This window comes from Peterkaempfera griseoplana, assembly GCF_001418575.1.
In the GTDB taxonomy this organism is placed as follows: Bacteria; Actinomycetota; Actinomycetes; order Streptomycetales; family Streptomycetaceae; genus Peterkaempfera; species Peterkaempfera griseoplana.
The window spans coordinates 1-20,026 of the sequence record NZ_LIQR01000113.1 but is presented as its reverse complement, the minus strand read 5'-3'; the positions used below and the strand labels follow the sequence as shown (position 1 = coordinate 20,026).

The 20,026-nt window shown below is 74.5% G+C and carries 18 protein-coding genes; 5 read left to right on the top strand and 13 right to left on the bottom strand.

All coding sequences use genetic code 11. The features are described 5' to 3' along the window. The 6 genes from AOK09_RS09455 to AOK09_RS09430 form a co-directional block, all read right to left on the bottom strand. On the bottom strand, window positions 1–393 hold a 393-nt coding region (locus AOK09_RS09455; RefSeq protein ID WP_245687196.1), incomplete at its 3' end, for a large conductance mechanosensitive channel protein MscL. A 363-nt stretch (window positions 394–756) separates the two neighbouring features. Next, on the bottom strand, window positions 757–1,578 hold the full coding sequence (locus AOK09_RS40010; RefSeq protein WP_055586680.1) for a hypothetical protein: 822 nt from the start codon (window positions 1,576–1,578) through the stop codon (window positions 757–759). A gap of 239 nt (window positions 1,579–1,817) precedes the next feature. Then, window positions 1,818–2,690 carry an RNA polymerase sigma factor gene (locus tag AOK09_RS09445; RefSeq protein ID WP_055586679.1) on the bottom strand — a complete coding sequence of 291 codons (873 nt, stop codon included), beginning with the start codon at window positions 2,688–2,690 and terminating at the stop codon, window positions 1,818–1,820. Continuing rightward, complete coding sequence (locus AOK09_RS09440; protein ID WP_055586678.1) at window positions 2,687–3,571, bottom strand: haloalkane dehalogenase; 885 nt, start codon at window positions 3,569–3,571, stop codon at window positions 2,687–2,689. The genes AOK09_RS09445 and AOK09_RS09440 overlap by 4 nt, the downstream gene beginning before the upstream one ends. A gap of 199 nt (window positions 3,572–3,770) precedes the next feature. Then, window positions 3,771–6,188, bottom strand: coding sequence for an FtsX-like permease family protein (locus AOK09_RS09435; RefSeq protein WP_055586677.1), 2,418 nt, complete (start codon window positions 6,186–6,188; stop codon window positions 3,771–3,773). Continuing rightward, on the bottom strand, window positions 6,185–6,877 hold the full coding sequence (locus AOK09_RS09430) for an ABC transporter ATP-binding protein (RefSeq protein WP_055586676.1): 693 nt from the start codon (window positions 6,875–6,877) through the stop codon (window positions 6,185–6,187). Before AOK09_RS09430 ends, AOK09_RS09435 begins: the two co-directional genes overlap by 4 nt. Before the next feature lie 221 nt (window positions 6,878–7,098). On the opposite strand from AOK09_RS09430, the gene AOK09_RS09425 reads away from it, so the two are divergent. Both AOK09_RS09425 and AOK09_RS09420 read left to right on the top strand, forming a co-directional pair. Next, complete coding sequence (locus tag AOK09_RS09425; RefSeq protein ID WP_055586675.1) at window positions 7,099–8,418, top strand: sensor histidine kinase; 1,320 nt, start codon at window positions 7,099–7,101, stop codon at window positions 8,416–8,418. After that, complete coding sequence (locus AOK09_RS09420) at window positions 8,403–9,104, top strand: response regulator (protein ID WP_055586674.1); 702 nt, start codon at window positions 8,403–8,405, stop codon at window positions 9,102–9,104. Before AOK09_RS09425 ends, AOK09_RS09420 begins: the two co-directional genes overlap by 16 nt. Window positions 9,105–9,123: 19 nt before the next feature. Here the strand turns inward: AOK09_RS09420 and AOK09_RS09415 are convergent, their stop codons facing one another. Together AOK09_RS09415 and AOK09_RS09410 are read right to left on the bottom strand one after the other, a co-directional pair. Then, window positions 9,124–9,930 carry a nucleotidyltransferase domain-containing protein gene (locus AOK09_RS09415; protein WP_055586673.1) on the bottom strand — a complete coding sequence of 269 codons (807 nt, stop codon included), beginning with the start codon at window positions 9,928–9,930 and terminating at the stop codon, window positions 9,124–9,126. A 79-nt stretch (window positions 9,931–10,009) separates the two neighbouring features. Next, window positions 10,010–10,369, bottom strand: coding sequence for a nuclear transport factor 2 family protein (locus AOK09_RS09410; RefSeq protein WP_055586672.1), 360 nt, complete (start codon window positions 10,367–10,369; stop codon window positions 10,010–10,012). Between the two features lie 112 nt (window positions 10,370–10,481). Here AOK09_RS09410 and AOK09_RS09405 point away from each other — a divergent pair, with 112 nt between their 5' ends. Both AOK09_RS09405 and AOK09_RS09400 read left to right on the top strand, forming a co-directional pair. Next, a complete protein-coding gene (locus AOK09_RS09405) occupies window positions 10,482–11,387 on the top strand; it encodes a LysR family transcriptional regulator (RefSeq protein ID WP_055586671.1) in 906 nt (301 codons plus the stop codon). 252 nt (window positions 11,388–11,639) lie between these two features. Next, the gene (locus AOK09_RS09400; protein WP_055586670.1) at window positions 11,640–12,986 is read left to right on the top strand and encodes a serine hydrolase domain-containing protein; all 1,347 of its coding nucleotides are present in this window, start codon (window positions 11,640–11,642) and stop codon (window positions 12,984–12,986) included. Between the two features lie 65 nt (window positions 12,987–13,051). Here AOK09_RS09400 and AOK09_RS09395 read toward each other — a convergent pair whose 3' ends face one another. Continuing rightward, window positions 13,052–13,660 (bottom strand): hypothetical protein, encoded by a 609-nt coding sequence (locus AOK09_RS09395; protein ID WP_055586669.1) that lies wholly within the window; start codon window positions 13,658–13,660, stop codon window positions 13,052–13,054. A 137-nt stretch (window positions 13,661–13,797) separates the two neighbouring features. Here AOK09_RS09395 and AOK09_RS09390 point away from each other — a divergent pair, with 137 nt between their 5' ends. After that, window positions 13,798–14,640 (top strand): SAM-dependent methyltransferase, encoded by an 843-nt coding sequence (locus tag AOK09_RS09390; RefSeq protein ID WP_055586668.1) that lies wholly within the window; start codon window positions 13,798–13,800, stop codon window positions 14,638–14,640. Window positions 14,641–14,689: 49 nt separating this feature from the next. Here AOK09_RS09390 and AOK09_RS09385 read toward each other — a convergent pair whose 3' ends face one another. The 4 genes from AOK09_RS09385 to AOK09_RS09370 form a co-directional block, all read right to left on the bottom strand. Beyond that, a complete protein-coding gene (locus AOK09_RS09385; protein WP_157875842.1) occupies window positions 14,690–15,946 on the bottom strand; it encodes a PrsW family intramembrane metalloprotease in 1,257 nt (418 codons plus the stop codon). Between the two features lie 99 nt (window positions 15,947–16,045). Beyond that, window positions 16,046–16,810 (bottom strand): tRNA (guanosine(46)-N7)-methyltransferase TrmB, encoded by a 765-nt coding sequence (gene trmB, locus AOK09_RS09380; protein ID WP_055586666.1) that lies wholly within the window; start codon window positions 16,808–16,810, stop codon window positions 16,046–16,048. A 192-nt stretch (window positions 16,811–17,002) separates the two neighbouring features. Beyond that, window positions 17,003–18,244, bottom strand: a complete 1,242-nt coding sequence (lhgO, locus tag AOK09_RS09375; protein ID WP_055586665.1) for an L-2-hydroxyglutarate oxidase — start codon at window positions 18,242–18,244, stop codon at window positions 17,003–17,005. A gap of 57 nt (window positions 18,245–18,301) precedes the next feature. Further along, window positions 18,302–19,768: a hypothetical protein gene (locus tag AOK09_RS09370; RefSeq protein WP_055586664.1), complete on the bottom strand. Its 1,467-nt coding sequence runs from the start codon at window positions 19,766–19,768 to the stop codon at window positions 18,302–18,304. Window positions 19,769–20,026 lie beyond the last annotated feature (258 nt).

The window sequence follows — 20,026 nt, the reverse complement described above, 5'->3', positions numbered from 1 at the left end:
CACTCGATGCGCCGCCGCGGGGTGACGGTCTTCGGCGACCCGGGGCCGTTCAAGACCTGCCCCGCCTGCCTCTTCGAGGAACTGCCCGCGGCGGCGCATCGAGTGCTTGTAGGGGGCGACGATCAGGAAGTACACCACGGCCATGAAGATGACGAAGTAGATCAGCGCCGAGATGAACGAGCCGATGTCCAGATAGGTCGCCTTGTTCCCCGGCGCGCCGAGCTGCCAGCCGAGCCCCACCGACCTGCTGCCCTGGATCCTGGCGATGATCGGGTTGATGACGAAGTCGGTGAAGGCCTTGATCAGGGTGCTGAAGGCCAGCGCCGTGATCAGGCCCACGGCGACGACGATGACGTCGCCGCGCATCAGGAAGTTCTTGAAGCCCTTGAACACGATCTGCTCCTCTGCCGGGGCGGGCCGCTCGGAACATCGGCAGACAGCACGCTAGGGCCGCACCACCCGTACAGCCGCGCAACCGCAGCCCCCGCCACCCGGACGCCCGCTCCCCCCATCCGTCCGGCCCACGGCCGGTGTCCACCGCCCGCACCTCACCGGACGGGGCGGCCTGCGGGATCCCGAGCCGGGCCCCGGCACCGGAGCGGCTCAGAGCAGGCGCCTGATGTCGCCGCGGGCGCGGTGGAAGCCACCGCCCGCGGAGGGGGGTATCTGCCTCCTTTGGCGGTTCCGGTTCCCTCGGTGGACACCACCGTAGGAGCCGGTACCGACAGCGGCCGGAGGTCGCCTGCCGTGTGTGGATCAGCTGCCGGACGCAGCACGCAACTTGTCGGCCTGCAGGGTCATCAGCTGCGTGGGGATGGGCACCGATCCGGTGCCGCTCTGGCTCACTCCCGCGAAGACGGCCACCGAGGAACCGACGCGGACCTCGGTCATCCTGATGTCCAGCGTCCTGCCGGCGGTGGTGCCGCTCAGCTGGAACATCACCGAGTCGTCACCGACGGCGGGGGCCTGCAGGGTGCGGATCCGGACCTCGGTCACGGCGTCGCCGGACCTGCTGCGGTAGAAGGTGCAGGTCTTCAGGGCCGCATGAAGTCTGGCCATGGCCTTCTCGGCGTCGCCCGCGCGGTAGGCGGCGATGCGTCCGTAGAACCCCTGGCCGGGCATGGCGGACGACTGGTAGTCGCGGTCCGCGGTGGCGGTCGGCCTGATGGCGCCGTCGGAGGCCGCGATGTCCGGGACGGGCTGGCAGGAGGCGGGCTCCGCGGTGTCCGTGTCGCTTGCGAACAGGGCGTTGTCCGCGGAGGGGGTGCTCACCCGGAAGTCGGGCGGGAGGTCGGCAGCGGTCAGTGCCGCACCGTTCAGTTGCGCCTTGGTCAGCGGCTTCGCCGATCCGCCGGCCGACCCGGCCGCCGGGGTGGACGCGGACGCGGAAGCGGGCGCCGAGGCGGAGGCCGACACCGGCGCCGAGGCGGAGGCGGGCGCGGAGGCGGGCGTGGAGACAGCGGCGGACGGGGTCGCCGTGTCGCTGCCGCCCCCGTCGCTGCTGCAGCCGGTGAGGCCCAGGGCCGCGCTGGAGGCCAGCGCGGCGGTGAGAAGTATCGAGCGACTTGCACGGGGCATGACGGGCCGTCCTTGGTCGGGGTCGGAGTGGGCGGGCTCACTGTAGGGCACCCCCGGGGCGTACGGGCCGGACCTGTGGGCCGGTCATGCGCGACGTGACGGAGACACCACGGCCTCCCGCCCACCGGCTCCGGCCGCCCCCTGCGGACACCCCGGCGGCCACGGCGCCCGCGCGCCCCACCCTGGCAGCGACGCCGGGGCGAGCGGGCCGCGGCGGTGTCCGGGAGGCTGCGGCCCGCTCAGTCCAGCAGGGGGAAGCGGCCGGACCGCAGCAGCACCAGCACCGCGTCGGTCCGGGCCCGCGGGAGCGCGTAGTCGGGATGGGCGCGCAGTACCGCGGCGGCGTCGTGCAGCCGGTGCATCTGGTCGGCGGCCTCGGCCACCCCGCGCCCGGCTGGGGAGACGGGATGGGTGGCCAGCGCCGGCCGCCGCGGGTCGACACGGCCGACGGCGACGGCCTTCTCCACCCGCCGGGAGCAGCGGCAGAACGCCTCGCTGTTGACGATTCCGCAGGTCGACCCCATGAAGGCACGGATCCGCTGCCGGGCGCGCTCCAGCCGCTTGCGGTACGCGGCCGGGGTGACCTCCAGGATCCACGCGGCCTCGGCGGAGGACAGCTCGAAGACCTCACCGAGCACGAACGCCACCCGTTCCCCGCGCTCAAGGCACTGCAGCACCGCCTGCGAGCAGCTGAGCCGCACCTCGGTGGCGAGCAGTCCGGCGTCCGGGCCGGGGTAGTCCTGGTCCGCCAGACCGTCCGCCAGCCCCTCGCGGAAGTCCTCCAGACTGAGCTGCCTGGCTTCCTGCGGAGTCTTCCGGCGCAGATTGAGCACATGGTTGACGCCGATGCGGTAGGCCCAGGTGAGCAGCCTCGCCTCGGCGCGCCAGGTCGCCAGCCGGGTGACGACCCGGATCAGGATCTCCTGGGTGGCGTCCTCCGCGTCCGCCGGCCGCCACACCATCCGCAGCGCCAGCCGGTAGAGCGGGTCCTGGAGGAGGCGGACCACCTCCTCCAGGGCAGCCCGGTCACCCGCGACGGCCCGTGCGACCAGCTCCGCCTCGCGGGCCGCCTCCTCGTCCGTTCCCTCGTCCGTTCCCCCGTCCGTGCTCATGACCCCATTGTCAGCCGGTGCCGGTGGAGCCACCGGGAGATCGCCGAACCGATGGCGTCCGGCTGGTCCTCCGGAGCGTGGTGACCGGCCGGTCCGACCGACTCCACCTCAACGGCGGCGAAGGTTCTCTCGGCCCAGGCGGCGGTCTCCGCCGAACCCATCCCCACACCCGACTCCACGGTCATCACCAGCTTGGGCACCTCCGGGGTGGCCGCCATCCAGCGGCCGTAGGCCACCACCCGCTCATGGACGTCGGCCGGCTCGCCGTCGATGGGGATCTCCCGCGGCCACACCAGCAGCGGACGGCGCGACGCCGGATCGGGGAAGGGCGCGCGGTAGACGTCGTGATCCTCGGGCGCCAGCCCGCTCAGCACCCCGCGGGGGAGGTTGAACTCGATGAAGGAGTTCTGTTCCAGAATCATCTCCTCGCCCTTCGGCGAGCGGATGGCCCGGAAGATCTGCTGACCCTGCGGAGGGAACTCCGCCCAGCTCAGCGGACGCAGAAAGGTCTCGATCAGCGCGGCTCCCCGCACCCGCCCAGGATGCCGGGCCGCCCAGTCCAGGCCCAGCGCGCCGCCCCAGTCGGTGCCGACCACGACCACCTCGTCCAGACCCATGGCGTCGAACCAGGCGTCCAGACAGCGGGCGTGGTCGGCGAAGCGGTAGCCGATGTCCGGTTTCCCGGACGCGCCCATGCCCATCAGGTCCGGCGCCAGGCAGCGGGCCTGGCCGCTGACATGCGGGATGACCCCGCGCCACAGATGGGACGAGGTGGGGTTCCCGTGCAGGAACACCACCGGGACGCCACCGGTCCCGGCCTCGGTGTAGGCCATGAAGGAGTCGTTCACCTCGACGGTCGCCCTCACCGTGCTGTCCTTCATCGTGCTGTCGCTCACCACGCTGTCCTTCACTGTGCTGTCCGTCATGGTGCTGTCCTTCCTCGCGGATGCCTCTCCGTCCGGTTGGACACCGGGACACCGCCCGCTGTGACATCGCCCGGGACATTGATTGACGGCCACCCCGGCCACCCGGGCCCGCCGTAAGGCCGGCCCGGGTGGGGAACCGCCAAGCGGTGGCGCCCTACTCGGTGCGCAGCGCCGTGGCCGTACGGGCCCTGGCCGCCCAGCCGGACGGGAGCAGCGCCCCCAGTACGGCGATCAGGACGCCCGCCAGCCCCAGCAGCACCAGCCGGGGAGCGTCGTACACATCGAGGACCGACGGCGGAAGGCGGGTGTCCGCCGCGCGCCCCATCACCGGCAGGACGAAGCCGTGCAGCGCGGTCCCCACGGGTACGCCGACCAGTCCGCCCAGTACGCCGATCCCGGCCACCGAGGAGAGCACCAGGGCCAGCGTCTGCCGCGGTGACATGCCGAGCGCCTTGCAGACCCCCAGGTCGTGGACGCGCTCCCGGGTGTCCAGGACGACGGAGTTGAGCACCCCCAGGCCGGCGACGCAGACCAGCATGAGCGTCAGCAGCGCCGCGATCGCGTCCAGCAGGAGGATCATGTTCTCCTTCGGCGAGGGCGAGTTGGCCATCACGTCGGCGCCCAGCGGCTGCACCACTGCGGCGAGCTGCCTGGCGTAGCCGGCCGGGGAGACGCCCGGCTTCACCTCGATCTGGAAGACCTGGGGCTCGGCCGCGGCGAAGTCGGCGAGCTCGGCGTGGACCGACAGGCCGTCGTTGGAGGTGTCGAAGGCCTCGCCGACGATCCGCAGCGACTCCGAGTCCCTGCCGAGGGTCACCCGGATCGTGTCGCCGATCCTGGTGCCGGTCGTCTCCAGCAGATGTGTGGGCACCACGACCTGCCCCGCACCGGTGAGCCAGTGACCCGAGATCATCTCGTAGCCGCCGGGACGGGAGTCGCCCTGGTAGAGGGTGGCCCTGACCGGGCCGGAGATCCCGGCCACGGTGACGTCGGCATGGGACATGCCGTAGTACGACGCGGTGCCGGGCTGCGCCTCGATGGCGGCGCGGACCTTCGCCGGGTCGGCCGACGGAGGGCGGGGGCTGCTCCCCCCGGGGCCGGGTGTGCGGTGTTCGACGGCGCCCCCGGCGGCCGGTGCGCCGGGTTCGGGGACGCCGTTGACGGTGGGACCGCCGCTGACGGCGGTGACCGCGGCGCGCTCCTCCGGATCGGACGCGCCGCCGACCGCGTTCAGGGACGAGGTCAGTCCCACCGCGAAGGTCGCCGCGACCGTGCCGAAGGCCACCGCGAGCAGCATCGCCGCGGCACGGACCGGGTGGGCGAACGGGGCGGCGAGGCCGTAGGTCACCGGCCGCGGCAGCGGCAGCCGCCCGGCCGCCCGGTGGGCCCACTGGCCGCGCCCCGTGCGGGGCGCCCGGCCGACCGCGATGGCCTCGACCGTACGCAGCCTCCCGGCCCGCAGCGCGGGGACCAGCGCCGCGATCCCGACCACCAGCAGGGCGACGGCCGGCACCAGCACGTCCACCCACCACGCCACCGTCAGCGACGCGCCGCCGTAGGCCCGCCCGGTGTCCTCCAGCAGCGGAAGGGCCAGCAGATTGCCCAGGACGACTCCGAGCGCGATGCCGGCGCCCGCCGGGATCAGCGCCTGGGCCACATAGGCCCGCACGACCTCGCCCGGGGTGAAGCCGATCGCCTTGAGGATGCCGATCCTGCGCAGGCTGGTGCCGACCGCACCGCTGATCACACTGCTGACGATGATCACCGACATCACGATGCCCAGCACGCCGAAGGCCGTCAGGAACGGGATGGTCGGCGCCGCGCCCCGGTCCGCGGCACGCTTGGTGTCCAGATAGGACGTGGTGCCCAGCAGGGACCCGGACGGCACGGCGGCGGCGAGCGCCCTGCGGTCGGCGGCGATCTGGCCCGCGGTCCCCGCGGAGGCGAAGCGGTAGAGCATCTGGACGGTGGCGGGCCCGTCCGCGGCGGCCAGGGTGCGGACCTGCTCCGGGGTCGCCCAGGCGTCGGCGGACTCGCCGGCCGACACCGCGAAGCCGACGACCGTCAGCGTGGGGCTGTCCGCGGCGTCCGAGACCCTCAGTGCGGAGCCGATGCCGAGGGCCGGGCCGCTGAACGACGCGGAGAGCACCACTTCGCCCGGCCTCGCCGCCCACCGCCCGGATGTGACGTCCAGGTCGTCCACCGCGCCGTGCGGACCGGAGCGCCCGACCAGGCTCAGCCTCGGCAGGTGCCCGCCGCCGGGGTCCACCGGGCTGACGGTCGTGGACGGATAGGGCCCCGCGCTGGCGGTGACGCCGTCCAGCCGTCCGGTGGACTCCAGTTGTGCCGTACTCACCCCGGCCGGATCGAACTGGGCGGTGAGGTGCGCACCGTGCTGCTCGGCGAAGGCGTGGTCGAAGGGGGCGTTCGAGGCGACCACGAGCGCCCCGGCGACCACGGCCGACGCGACGGCCATCATGGTGGCCACGGCGATCACCGCCGACTGCACCCGGCGCCGGCCCACGCCGGAGCGTACGACCCGGCCGAGCGCCCCCGTACCGAAGAGGCTCATCGGACGGTCTCCGCCCGGGTGTCGACGGCGAGACGGCCGTCGACCAGCTGAATGGTGCGGCTCGCGCACGCCTCCGCCAGCGCCAGGTCGTGCGTGACCAGCACCAGGGTCTGCCCGCCGCGGTGCAGATCCACCAGCAGTTGCCGCACGTCGTGGCCCGAGGCGGTGTCCAGCGCACCGGTCGGCTCGTCGGCGAGCAGCAGCGCGGGCCGGTTGACCAGTGCCCGGGCGACCGCGACCCGCTGGCGCTCGCCGCCGGACAGCCGGCCCGGGTAGGCGCGGGCGTGCCGGGTGATGCCCAGGACCTCCATCAGCTCGCCGGCGCGGGCCGCCGCCCTGCGCCGGGCGGTCCCGGTCAGCTGGGCGGGCAGCTGGATGTTGTCGGCGACGGTGAGGTCGTCGAGCAGATTGAAGAACTGGAAGACCATGCCGATCTGCTCGCGGCGGAACCGGGCCAGCGCGTGCTCGCTCAGCCGGTCGATCCGCTGCCCGGCCACGGTCACCGTGCCCTCGGTCGGCCGGTCCAGACCGGCCACGAGGTTCAGCAGCGTGGACTTGCCGCTGCCCGAGGGGCCGATCACGGCCAGTGCCTCGCCCTGGGCGACGCCGAGGTCGAGTGGCCCGAGGGCGGGCGCGCCGGCGCTGCCGTAGCGCTTCGCCGCGCCCGACAGTTCGATCACATGGGTCATGGGAGTCGTCCGTCCTTGGAGTCGGAGGGGAGATGTCCTTGCGCCGGCCCAGCGAACGTAGGGGCGCGGCCCCGCCGGACGCGTCGGCCGCGGCACCGACATCCGGCCCTCCTGACGGAGGAGATCCCCGGGGCGTCATCCCTGCGGAGTACGCCTGACGGACGGCGGACCGGCCTCGCAGGCGGACGCGGAGGACGGCCGGGGCGCCGGACAATGAGCCGGTGAAGACGGAGGACGCGCGAGGCCGGCGCCGCCAACTGCGCGACGCACTGCGGCCGGAGGCAGAGGAGACCCCGCTGTCGCGGCGGGCGGTGTGGGCCGATGTGGCGCTGGCGGTCCTGGTGACCGTGGTCGCGCTGATCGTGGCGGCGCGCTATCCCGGTGACGGGCCGGTCCGCATCGGTCCGAGGGCCGGGTACGCGTTGGCGCCCCCGCCTCCGCCGCTGCCCGCGCGCCCGCTGCCGGGCGCACGGCTCGCGACGGGCATGACCGGGGCCGGGACCCCGCCCTGGTCGCTGGTCGTCCTCTCCGCGCTGCCGCTGGCCGCCCGGCGCCGGTATCCGCTGGCCGCGTTCGGCGTGGTGCTGGGCGCGGCGCTGGCCATCGGCGGCGACGCCTCCTGGATCAATGTGCTGTCCTGCGTCATCGGGGCCTACAGCGCGGTCATGTACAGCCGCTACCGGGCCGGGGCGACGGCCGGGCTGGTCGTCGCCGCCGTACTGGCCGGCGTCGCCTTCCGGGAGATGGACCCGGTGCTGCCGGGATGGTCGAACCCCGCGGTGGTGCTGCTGCTCACCGGGGCGCTGGCCAGCACCGTCCGCTACTGGAGACGGCGGCTGGCGGACAGCCGCGACCGCTTCACCAGGCTGCAGCAGGCCCAGGAGGAGGGCACACGCCGGGCGGTCGAGGAGGAGCGGGCCCGCATCGCCGCCGAACTGCACGACGTGGTGACCCACAATGTGAGCGTGATGGTCATCCAGGCGGGCGCGGCCCGCAAGGTGATGGACACGGCGCCGCAGCGCTCCAAGGAGGCCCTGCTGGCCGTCGAGGCCGGAGGCCGCGCCGCGCTGGCCGAACTGCGGCATGTGATGGGCCTGCTGGCCGCCCAGGACACCGGCCGGCCGGACGGCCCCGCGGACGGCCTCGAACCACAGCCCGGCCTCGGGCAGCTCGACGCCCTGACCGAGCGGGTACGTGCCGCCGGGACACCGGTCACCGTCGCGGTGTCGCTGCCGCCGGACCCGCTGCCGCCGGGGCTGGACCTCGCGGCGTACCGCGTCGTGCAGGAGGCGCTGACCAACGCACTCAAGCACGCCCCGGGCGCCGCCGCCTCCGTCACCGTCGGACACGACGGGGACTTCCTGGCGATCGAGGTCACCGACACCGGCGCCGCACGCGACGCCCCTCCGGCGGACGGCAACGGCCGGGGGCTGATCGGGCTCCGCGAACGCCTGGCCGTCTACGGCGGCGACCTCACGGCCGGGCCGACCCTCGCAGGAGGCTACCGGATCAGGGCCCGGGTCCCGTGGCGGACGGCGTGACCCGGCCCGCGCTGCGCGCCGTCATCGCCGACGACCAGGCCCTGGTACGCACCGGCTTCGGGCTGATCCTGGGCGCGGACGGCATCGAGGTGGCGGCCGAGGCGGCCGACGGTGCCGAGGCGGTCGCCGCGGTCCGGCGCACCCGGCCCGACGTCGTGCTGATGGACATCCGGATGCCGCGGATGGACGGCATCGAGGCCACCCGGCGGATCCTCGCCGACGGCGGCACGGCCGGCACCCGCGTCATCATCCTGACCACGTACGACCTCGACCACTACGTCTACGCCGCGCTCACCGCCGGCGCCAGCGGCTTCCTCCTCAAGGACGTCACCCCCGAGCACCTCGTCGCCTCCGTACGCCTGGTGCAGTCCGGCGACGCCCTGCTCGCCCCCGCGATCACCCGCCGTCTGATCGAACGCTTCGCCCGCCGCGAGGAGGACCGTCCGGCCGCCCTCCACCGCGACCTCTCCGGTCTGACGCCACGTGAACTGGAGGTCCTCCGCCTGCTGGCGACGGGCCTGAGCAACGCCGAACTCGCGGACCGTCTCTTCGTCAGCCAGACCACGGTCAAGACCCACATCGGCCGCATCCTGTCCAAGCTGGATCTGCGCGACCGCGTCCAGGCCGTCGTCCTCGCGTACGAGACGGGGCTGATCTCCCCCGGGGGCGGTGGCCAGGTGTTCTGACCCGGCCTCCTCCCCGGGCTCAGGGCCGCGGGGCCTTCACGCCGTGGGTGGCCGTGTACTCGGCGGCCAGCCACGGGGCCAGGTCGTCGAGCAGGGCGGCGATGACGGCCGGGTCGGTGGTCGGGGTGCGGGCGATGGTGGCGGCCAGGCGCATCTGGGGGCCGCGCGCCGGGTAGTAGCGGGCGAAGATCTCGGCGGAGCCGGCGAGGTCGCTGGTCCAGCCGCCCCAGCGGGGCATCACCAGGGTGAGTCCGGTGCGGACCAGTTTGCGTGCGGCGCCCCGGCTGAGGGTGCGCAGCTCGGCGTCGGTACGGGCGGCGGCGGCCCGTTCCCGCCAGCGAGGCAGCAGCAGCGCCAGATCGCCGTTGGTCTCCCGGGCGAGCAGGGAGGTAGGACGGTAGCGGGGGAGCCGGTCGGCGAGGTCGTCGCCGAGCAGCGGGGTGCACAGGCAGGCCAGGAACCAGCCCAGGTCGTGGCGTTCCAGGTCGCTCAGCAGGGTGTCGGTGGAGAACAGCAGCACTCCCGCGCCGTCGATCTGCGGGTGGGCGGCGTCGAGGGTGGCCTCGACGCCGTCGGCGTCCGCCCGGTCGGCGGGGGTGGGCCGGTGACGCAGCGCCAGCAGCAGGTCGAGGTCGGAGACGGCGGGCAGGGCGGTGCCGCGGGGGATGCTGCCGTAGAGGTAGGCGCTGTGCAGCCGGTCGGGACCGAAGCGCGCGGCGACCAGCCGCCGGGCGTGGTCGACGACCGGGGCGAACTCCGGGGCCACCTTGGCCAGGGAGCCCTCCCGGGCGATGTGTCCGTCGTCGTCCAGTCCTTCGGGAACCATGTACGGACTCTGCCGTGGCGCCCGCGGGATGTCGAACGGATTGCGGCCGGGCCGGCAGCGGGCGGGCCGGGGAGGACGTTCAGGACGGAGCCGCGCCGCCGGTGAGGGACCGGGCGTCGAAGGCGACCCGGATGCGGGTGATGAGGCCGTTCTCGACCCGGCTCCAGTTGGCCACCGGGACGGGGTCGGCAAGGCTGGTGTGCAGCTGGAACCAGGTGATCACGTCGGCGCCGTCGGCGACGATCCGCTCCACCACGACATCGGTGACGATCTGCGACATGCCCCTGATGCCCTGCACGCACTCCTCGGCGTCGGCGGCCCGGCCGAGTGGGCCGCTGAAGGTGACGTCGTCGGCGAGCAGGGCGCGGAAGGCGGTGAAGTCCCGGGCCTTCCAGGTCTCGAAGTAGGCGGCGGCGACCTGGGCGGGGGTGGCGGTCATCGTGCGGCTCCTTTCGCTGGGGGATCGGCGGCGGCTGCCGCAGCTCCATCCTCGGATTCCGGGGAGCCATACGTCCAAGAGCTGGATCTTCTGCTTGCTAGCATCGCTGGTTATGGAGCTGCGGCAGCTGGAGTACCTGGTGACCGTCGTCGACGAGGCCAACTTCACCAGGGCCGCCGACCGGCTGCATGTGGCGCAGCCGGGGGTCAGCGCCCAGATCCGCAAGCTGGAGCGGGAGCTCGGCCAGGAGCTGCTGGACCGCTCGGGCCGATCCGTGCGGCCCACCGAGGCGGGCGCCGCCGTCCTCCCGTACGCCAGGGCAGCGCTCGCCGCCGTGGCCGGGGCCCGCCAGGCCGTGGACGAGCTCACCGGACTGCTGCGCGGTCATGTCACGGTCGGTACGGTCACCTCCCTCGGCCCGGCGGTCGACCTGCCCGCCCTGCTGGCCCGCTTCCACCGCGACCACCCCGCCGTGGAGATCGGCCTGCTGGAGGACACCTCGGAGCGGCTGGCGCAGGAGGTGGCCGCGGGGGGCGTCGACCTGGCGGTGGTGAGCCTTGCCGACGGGCCGCCACCGGCCGGGCTCGGGGTCCAGGTCGTCTCGGACGAGGCGCTGGTGGTGGCCGTCGGCCACGGCGATCCGCTGGGCGCCCGCGACACCGTCGCGCTGCGTTCCCTCGCCGACCGCACTCTGATGAGCCTGCCGCCCGGCACCGGGCTGCGCGGCATCCTGGACCGCGCCTGCGCGGCCGCGGGCTTCCGGCCCCGGATCGCCTTCGAGGCCGGCGACCCCAATGTGCTGGCCCAGCTGGCCGCGCGGGGCCTGGGCGCGGCCGTGGTCCCGGAATCCCTGGCCCGCTCCTACGCCGACCGGCTGCATACGGTGCGGATCGTCCGCCCCGACCTGCGCGGCCGTCTCGCCCTCGCCTGGCGTGCGGCGGGCCCGGTCGGACCGGCCGCCCGCGCGCTGGTACGGCAGGCCCGCGCCGCCCTGCCGGGAGGCCCGGCCGACGGCTGATCAGGGGCCGCCTGGCGCCCGGTTGTGCGGCCGCCGAGGTGAGCCGGGCCCCGGGGCGTACGGAACCGGCACCGCTGCCCCGACAGTGTGCGGTACACCCGGTCGGGGCGGGTGACAACCCGGATGGTCCTCTGCGGTGTCGGCTCGCGTCGCCGCGCGCTGACAGGCCACTTACGTTGAGCGTGCCGCCCTCGACCGCCGGATCGGTGCCGTCGGGCCGCATCCAGCAGCGTTCCCGAGGAGGAAGCCGACATGACGCGCATATCCGAGATCCGGCCCGCGCGGAGGCTGCACCGCACCACCGCCGCCGCAGCCGTGCTCACCGCCGCGGCCCTGGGCCTGTCGGCGTGCGCCGAGGGCGCGACCACGGCATCCGCCCCGGCCGGACGCGCCTCCCCGGTGGCCGCCGCGGCCCCGGTCGCCCCCGGTGACTCGGCCCGGCACGGCACGACCGGCAGGAGCGGCTGCGCAGCCGGCCGGAGCCATGGCAGCGTCCCGGTGTGCAAGCTGACGCCCGCCCTCGCCGACCGGTTGGACAAGGCCGTCCGCAGGGTGCTCGCCGAGACCGGCCTGCCCGGAGCGGTGGTGGGCCTGTGGACGCCGCAGGGCCGGTACGTCCGGGCCTTCGGCGTCGCGGACATGGCGACCCGTAAGCCCATGACCACCCGGCTCCGGTTCCGGGTCGGCAGCATCACCAAGACCTTCACCGTCACCGCGCTGCTGGAGCTGGTGGACCGGGGCAGGGCCCACCTGGACGACCCGATCTCCCGGTATGTCAGCGGCGTCCCCGGCGGCGACCGGATCACGCTGCGCCAGTTGGCCGAGATGCGCAGCGGCCTGTTCTCCTACACCGAGGACCCGGACTTCGACCACGACCTCAAGGCCGCCCCCAAGCGCGCCTTCACCCCCCGCCAGCTGCTCGCCTACGCCTTCAGGCACCCGGCGATCGCCAAGCCCGGCACGGTCTTCCAGTACTCCAACACCAACACGGTGCTGCTCGGCCTGGCGGTGGAGAAGCTGAGCAGCGGTCCGCTCGGTGCGTATCTGCGGTCGCGGGTGTTCCGGCCCGCCCGGCTGCGGCACACCACCTTCCCGGCCGGCGCGGAGTTCCCGCAGCCGCACGCCGACGGCTACACCACGCAGTCCGCCAACGGGCAGCCGGCCGACGCCACCGACTGGAACCCGTCCTGGGGTTGGTCCGCCGGGGCGGCCATCTCCGACCTGGACGACATGCGGACCTGGGCGGGTGTCCTCGCCAAGGGCTCGCTGCTGCGGCGCGCCACCCAGGCGCAGCGACTGAAGCTGCTGCCCACCGGCTACCCCGGCACGGGCTACGGCCTCGGTGTCTTCGGCGTCAACGGGTGGGTCGGCCACAACGGCTCGCTGCCCGGCTACGAGAGCGTGGCGATGTACCTCCCGTCGGCAAGGGCGACCCTGGTGGTGCTGGTGAACACCGATGTGCTGCACCGGGGAGCCCAGCCGAGCACCCTGCTCGCCGAGGCGGTCACCGCGCTGGCGACGCCCCGGAACGTCTACCGGCTGCCCTCCGCCCCGACGGCCGCCCCCCGGCCGGCGTCCATCGCGGCGCTGCACGGCTGACGCCCGGACCGGTCGGGGGCCGCAGCCGAGAAGTCGGCGGCGGCCCCGCGACCGGTCCGCCGGCCTCAGGAGGCGGGACCGGCCGGGACGGCGGCCGCCACCGGGGTGTCGACGGCGTCGACGACCGCACGCACCAGGTCGATCAGGCTGCTGGCGACCGACTCGACCACCTTCGCCAGCGAACCCTGGTCCTGGGAGCGCACCGCCGACAGCAGCGCCCGCACCTGCTTCTTCAGCTCGGTGACGGCCTGCTCCACGCTCGGGCCGGACGCCCGGCCGTGGAGGCCGCCGCCCTCCCGGGTCGGCATCCCCTGCCCGGCCGGCTTGCTGGGCCTGGCACCGGCCTTGTCCAGCAGCTCCTGGGCCGCATTGCCCAGTTGGGTGGCGTTCTGCTGCACCTCTGCGGTGTCCGCGCCGCGCCTGGCGTTGCTGACCAGGTCGCGCACTCCGCGGGTGACATTGCCGAGCGAGGCCAGCACGTCGACGGTGCGGACGGCGTCGGTCCGGCCCGAGGGGCTGGGGCGGTTGGCGTGGTTGGGGCCGCCCGGGGCGGCGGGTCCGGATACCGGCGCCGGCTTGCGGTCGGCGGTGGCGATGGCCACCCCGGCACCCGCGGTCAGGGTGCCGGCGAGCAGAGCGCCGGTGAGTACGGCGGCGAGGCGTCGGTTGCGCATGGCAGAACCTTTCGGAGGGGAGTTGCTCTCCCTCCAGCCATGACACGCCTGATCACTCTCCGCAATCACAGCGCGCCCGTCCGTGGTAACCGGCTCCGCCCGTCGGCCGCCGCCGGAGTGGTCGTACGCTGAGCTCCATGACCGAGCAGAGGGCAGTCCCGACCGGAGTGGGCCGGACGGCGCTGGGGGTCGCGGCCGCCAGGGCGCGGGAGAGCCTGCGGTCCGACCGCCTCTTCGAGGACCCTCTCGCGGCGGCCTTTCTGGCGGCCGCGGGGTGGCCGGGCCCGGAGCAGCGGCCCGCGGCGCCGACCGGAGATCCGGCGCTGGGCGAGTCGATGTTCCATCACCTGGTGATCCGCACCCGGTTCTTCGACGACCGGTTGCTGGCCGCCGCGGCCGACGGCTGCCTCCAGGTGGTGCTGACGGCCGCCGGTCTGGACACCCGGGCCTTCCGGCTGCCCTGGCCGGACGGCACCGCGCTGTACGAGATCGACTTCCCCGGGATGCTGGACTTCAAGGAGCGGGTCCTCGCCGAGCAGCAGGCCCGTCCCCTGTGCCGCCGTACCGTGCTGCCCGCCGACCTCAGGGAGGACTGGGGCGGGCGGCTGGTGGCGGCGGGCTTCGATCCGGGGGCGCGTACGGTCTGGCTCGCCGAAGGGCTGCTCATCTATCTGTCGCCGTCGGAAACGGCCGGCCTGCTCACCGAGGTGGGCGCGCTGTCCGCCCCCGGCAGCAGGCTGTTCTTCACCCACCCCGTCCCCGACAGCACCGTGGTGCGCGAGGTCCGGACGACACCGTCCATGTCCGGGCTGGCCACCCTGTGGCAGGGCGGCCTGGACGAGGACCCGTCGGACTGGCTCGCCCGGCACGGCTGGCAGTCCGAGCGCCAGGACCGCGCCGCGCTGGCCGCCTCCTACGGGCGCCCCGGTGGCAGCGGGTCCCGGGGCGGTTTCCACAGCGCCGTACGGCTGCCGGGCTGATCCGCGCCGCAGGGGCGGCGCGGACCGGGCGGCCGGACCGGGCCGCGGGTCAGAGCCGGGTGCCGGGATCGGGCTCCGCGGGCGGCCGCGGCGGTGGCGGCGGGAACACGACCCGGGCCATCACCGGTGCGGCGTACGGCCGGTGGGCCGAGAGACGCCGCAGCAGTTCGGACTCCCGCAGCGTGAACTCCCCGCTGTGGACGGCCCCCCGCTCCGCGCTGTGGCGCAGCTGCGCCAGCCTGGTGGCCAGCGTGATGTACTCCGCCATCGCCTGCCCGCCCGCGGCGCCGTACAGCGCCCGCGCCTGCCGCCGTGCCCGGCGGCGCAGCCGCATGGTGGACAGCGCCTCCGGCTCACCCGGACCCAGCCATCCCGACCAGGCGTACAGCGGGAGCTGCCGGGCGATGACGGTGAGCTCCTCGCAGCGCGACCACACGGACAGGCCGATCAGCCCGGCGAAGGCCGGCATCATGCAGGCGCCGTACACCAGCAGGAAGCCCCCCGTGCCCAGACCCGCCGCGGCGTTCCAGACGCCGTGCAGGGCGACCGCGGCCAGCCAGCCGGCCGGCGGTGCCACCGCGCGCGGCAGCGGGTGACGGGCCAGGGCGGCCGCGCCCAGACCGATCCCGATCAGTGCGGTGAAGAGCGGGTGGGCGAACGGCGACAGCACACCGCGCAGCAGGAAGGTGTAGACGGTGCCGTCCATGCCGTCCCCCGCGGCCCGGTCCTCGGTGTAGGAGCGGCCCAGGTAGAGGACGTTCTCGGTGAAGGCGAAGCCGCAGGCGGTGAAGCCGGCCAGCACGATGCCGTGGGTGAGGGAGTCGGTGTAGCGCCGCCGCAGCAGGAACATCAGCAGCACGGCGGTGCCCTTGCAGCTCTCCTCCACCAGCGGTGCGACCACCGCGGAGCCGATCGTCTCGCCCCGCGGGCCCTGGTGCGAGGCCAGCAGACCGGACGTCCAGCTGTTGGCCAGGATGGCGACCAGCGTCGCGGCGCAGGAGCCCCAGCCGAAGCAGAAGAGCAGCGCCCGCGGCGGCAGCGGCGCCACCCGGTCCAGCCAGACCAGCACCCCCAGCACCAGGGGCACCGGCAGCACCGCCAGGCCCAGACCCACCAGGAAGCCGGGAGGGCCGGTCTGCCGCTCCACCATCGCCAGGATCGCCACCCCGCACAGCGTCAGTGCGACCGCCGCCGCAGCCAGCCGCGTCCCGCGGCCCACCGACGGCACCCGACGGCGCACGGCGGCGACATGCTGCGGCCCGGGCTGCGCCGAGGGCCACGGGAGGACGGGCTGGGGGCTGCTCATCCCCATGACCATAGGGGACCGGGCAGCCACCGGACAGGGCCGGGTACCACTCTGGGTGGTATGCGGCGTACGGTCGGTGACGGCTCGTGGGGTGCCGGGTCAGCGCCGCCGGAAGAGCAGGTCGTGCACCACGTGCCCCTTGGCCAGCCCCTGCCGCTCGAACTTGGTCACCGGCCGCCACGAGGGGCGCGGCGCATAGCCGGGCACACTGCCGTCCTCCCGTACCGTCCCGTCCCCCTCCGGGTGGAGATTCACCAACTCGGGGGAGGCCGACAGCACCTCCAGCATCTGCTCGGCGTACGGCTCCCAGTCGGTCGCGCAGTGCACCACGGCGCCGGGCGCCAGCCGGGAGACCGCCAGCGCCGTGAACTCCGGCTGGATCAGCCGCCGCTTGTGGTGCCTGCTCTTCGGCCACGGGTCCGGGAAGTACACCCGCAGGCCGGCCAGGGTGCCGGGGGCCAGCATGTCCCGCAGCAGCACGACCGCGTCACCGGCGGCCAGCCGTATGTTCTCCAGGCCGTCCCGTTCGACGGCGGTGAGCAGGTTGCCGTGCCCGGGGGTGTGCACATCCACGGCCAGCACCCCGGTGGACGGGTCGGCCGCCGCCATCGCCGCGGTGGTCTCGCCCATGCCGAATCCGATCTCCAGCACCACCGGCAGTCCGCTGTCGCCGAACAGCGCCGCCAGATCCAGCGGCGAGCCGTCGATCGGCGTCCCGTACGCCGCCCACAGCCGCTCCAGGGCGTCGCCCTGGGTGGCGCTCATCCGGCCGCGGCGCGGATGGAACGAGCGGATCCGCCGCTCCCGGTGCTGCTCGGGCGTGGCGGTGTGCGGATAGGGGCGGGAGTCGGTGGAGGAAGTCACAGTGCCCCCATCCTACGGGCGTGCCGTCGAAGCACCGGCGGTCGCCGGCCGACGCCCGCTGCCCGCCGACCGCTGCCCGCCGACCGCTGCCCGCCGACCGCTGCCCGCCGACCGCTGCCAAGCGATGCCAGGCGGCCCGGGCGGCGCCGTCCGCAGCCGCAGCGCCCCGCCCGGGCCCCCGGCGTCGCCGGGTCAGCGGCCGGCCGCGTCCAGCGCGGCCAGCGCCCGCCTGGCCACCTCCCGGCCGATCGGCAGGGACGCCGTCGCCGCCGGGGACGGGGCGTTGAGCACATGCACCAGCCGCGAGGGCGAGGCGGCCTTGACGTCGGGATCGAAGCCGGCGAAGGCGAAGTCGTCCAGCAGGCTGCCGTCCCGCGCCACCGCCTGTGCCCGCACCCCCGCCGCCGCGGGCACCAGATCCGCGGCCGCCACCTCCGGCAGCAGCCGCCGCACCGCCGAGGTGAACGCCCGCTTGGACAGCGACCGGTGCAGCTCCCCCACCTCGTACCGCCAGTGCCGCCGGGCGATCCGCCACGCCCCGGGGAACGCCACCGTCCCCGCGACGTCCCGCAGCCGCACCGTCCGCCAGTCGTAGCCCTCCCTGGCCAGCGCCGGCACGGCGTTGGGGCCCACATGCACATCACCGTGCACCCCCCGCGTCAGATGCACCCCCAGGAAGGGGAACGCCGGATCCGGCACCGGGTACACCAGCCCCCGCACCAGGTTCCGCCGCTCCTCCGCCAGCTCGTAGTACTCGCCGCGGAACGGCACGATCCGCACCCCCGGGTCGTCCCCGGCCAGCCGCGCCACCCGGTCGCTGTGCAGGCCCGCGCAGTTGACCAGCACCCCGGCCCGCAGTTCGCAGCGCTGGGTGAGCACCGTCACCCCGTCCCGCCGGTGGTCGATCTCCCGGGCCTCCTCCGCCGGCCGCAGCCATGCCCCGGCCTGCTCCGCCTGCTCCGCCAGCGTCCGGGCCACCGCGGGGAAGTCGCAGATCCCGGTCGATCCCACGTGCAGCCCCGCCACCCCGGTGACATGCGGTTCGTGCTCGGTGATCTGCGCCGGGCCCAGCTCCCGCACCGGGATGCCGTTCTCCCGTCCCCGCTGCGCCAGGGCGTGCAGCCGGGGCAGCTCCTCGCGGTCCACGGCCACGATCAGCTTGCCGGTGACCTCGTGCGCGATGCCGTGCTCGCGGCAGAAGTCCACCATCTCCGCCGCCCCGTCCACCGCGAAGCGGGCCTTCAGCGACCCGGGCCGGTAGTAGACCCCGCTGTGGATGACCCCGCTGTTGCGGCCGGTCTGGTGGGAGGCCAGGAAGTCCTCCTTCTCCAGCACCCCCACCGCCAGTCCCGGACGCTCCCGCACCAGCGCATACGCCGTCGCCAGCCCGACGATCCCGCCGCCGACGACCAGCACGTCGTAGTCGTACGCCACCCGGCCCCCTTCCGTCCCCCGAGATCGTGCCACGGCCCCGGGGACCGGTCGAGGCCGCTACGCCGGGGCGGCCAGTACCAGCCTGGCCCGCTCCTCCAGCTCCCGTACCGCCCGCTCCGCGCGGAAGGGCTCCAGCCGCCGCAGCATCTCGATCACATACTCCCGGGTGCGCTGCGAGGAGATCCGTCCCGCCACGTCCACCGCACGGGCACCGGCCGCCACCGCGGCGTCCAGCTCCCCCGCCTCGGCCTCCGCCATCGCGGACACCACCAGCCGCAGCCCGTGCGACCGTACGAACCCCTCCGTGGGCCGGGCCAGCGCCTCCCGGGTGAACTGCCGCACCTTGGCCGGCACCCCCAGGTCCCGGAAGCACTCCGCGGCGTCCGCCGCCAGCCGGTCGTAGGAGTAGAAGTCGATCCAGGCGGGATCGGCGTCCCCGGCGCGCGAGCGTTCCAGCCAGGACTCCGCCGCCGCCAGCGCCGCGGCGCAGGGTCCGGCGTTCCCGGCCCTGGCGTGCGCCCGCGCCTCCACCAGGTGGAAGAAGCTCATCGTCCGCGCGGTGGCCAGGCCCCGGTTGCGCTCCAGCGCCGCCTGCGCCAGGTCCACTCCCTCCTCGGCGAAGCCCCGGTAGGTCGCCTGCAGCGACATGGAGGCGAGCACATATCCGCCCAGCGGCACATCCGCCGCCGCCCGGGCCAGGCGCAGTGCCTGGATGTAGTACCGCTGCGCCGCCTCGTGCTGCCCCGTGTCGAACGCCATCCACCCGGCCAGCCGGGTCAGTTCGGCCGTGGCGCCGAACAGCGCCCGGCCCACCTCGTCGCTGTAGGAGGCCAGCAGCAGCGGTGCGGCCTCCACCCGCAGGCAGTCCGGCACCATCGACGAACGCCAGTCCCCGCCGCCGTACTTGGAGTCCCACCGGCGGGCCTCCTGAGCCGCCTCCCGCAGCTTCGCCGCGTCCGCGTGGCCCACCCGGTAGGACGACAGCTCGGCCGGCGAGGCCGCCGCCGTCAGCAGGGAGCCGCCGTGGCCCACCACGGTGGCGTCGCGTGCCACCGATCCGTCGGCGGGGGTTATCAGCCAGCGGGAGACCGGCGTCGCATAAGCGGCGACCGAGAACGTCCCCGTGAGGCTGTCGCTCCAGCGGCCGCCGCCGGGCCCGCGGCGGTTCTCCAGATCGACCTTCCACAGGTCCGTGGCGGTCCGCACCGCCTCCGGCACCTCGCGGGGGAACGCCAGCCCCACCTCCGGGGCCGGATCGGTGTCGCCCAGCCCGATCTCCTCCAGCGGCACCGGACGGCCGAGCTTGCCGCCGATGGCGCTGGCGATCAGATGCGGCACCGGCCCCTGCGGGACCATGCCCTTGGTCACCCAGCGGGCAACCGACGTCTTGTCGTAGCGCAGGGTCAGGCCACGCTGGGCGCCGAGGTCGTTGACCCGCCGCGCCAGTCCGGCGTTGCTGATCCCGGCCAGGGACAGCAGTGTGCCGAGCTTCTCGTTCGGACCCCGCGGGCTGCTGACGGTCAACCCTGCCACCCCCTCGGCACTGACGCTCCGACAGCCTTGGCACACCCAGAGTAGTTCGGTGCCTCCCCACGGTTAAGAGCCTCCATTCCGGATGGCGAGATTGCGCGCTTTTCCGGCCGCTTGCCGGTTGTGCGGGCATGTGCCGGAGCGCGGGCGCCGGAGGCCGCGGACGGTCCGGGGACCGCCTGTGCTCCCGTGGCGTGTAGACGTGCGCCTGCCCGGACTGCACAGGTCGCACGGGCAGGCGCACGTCTACAC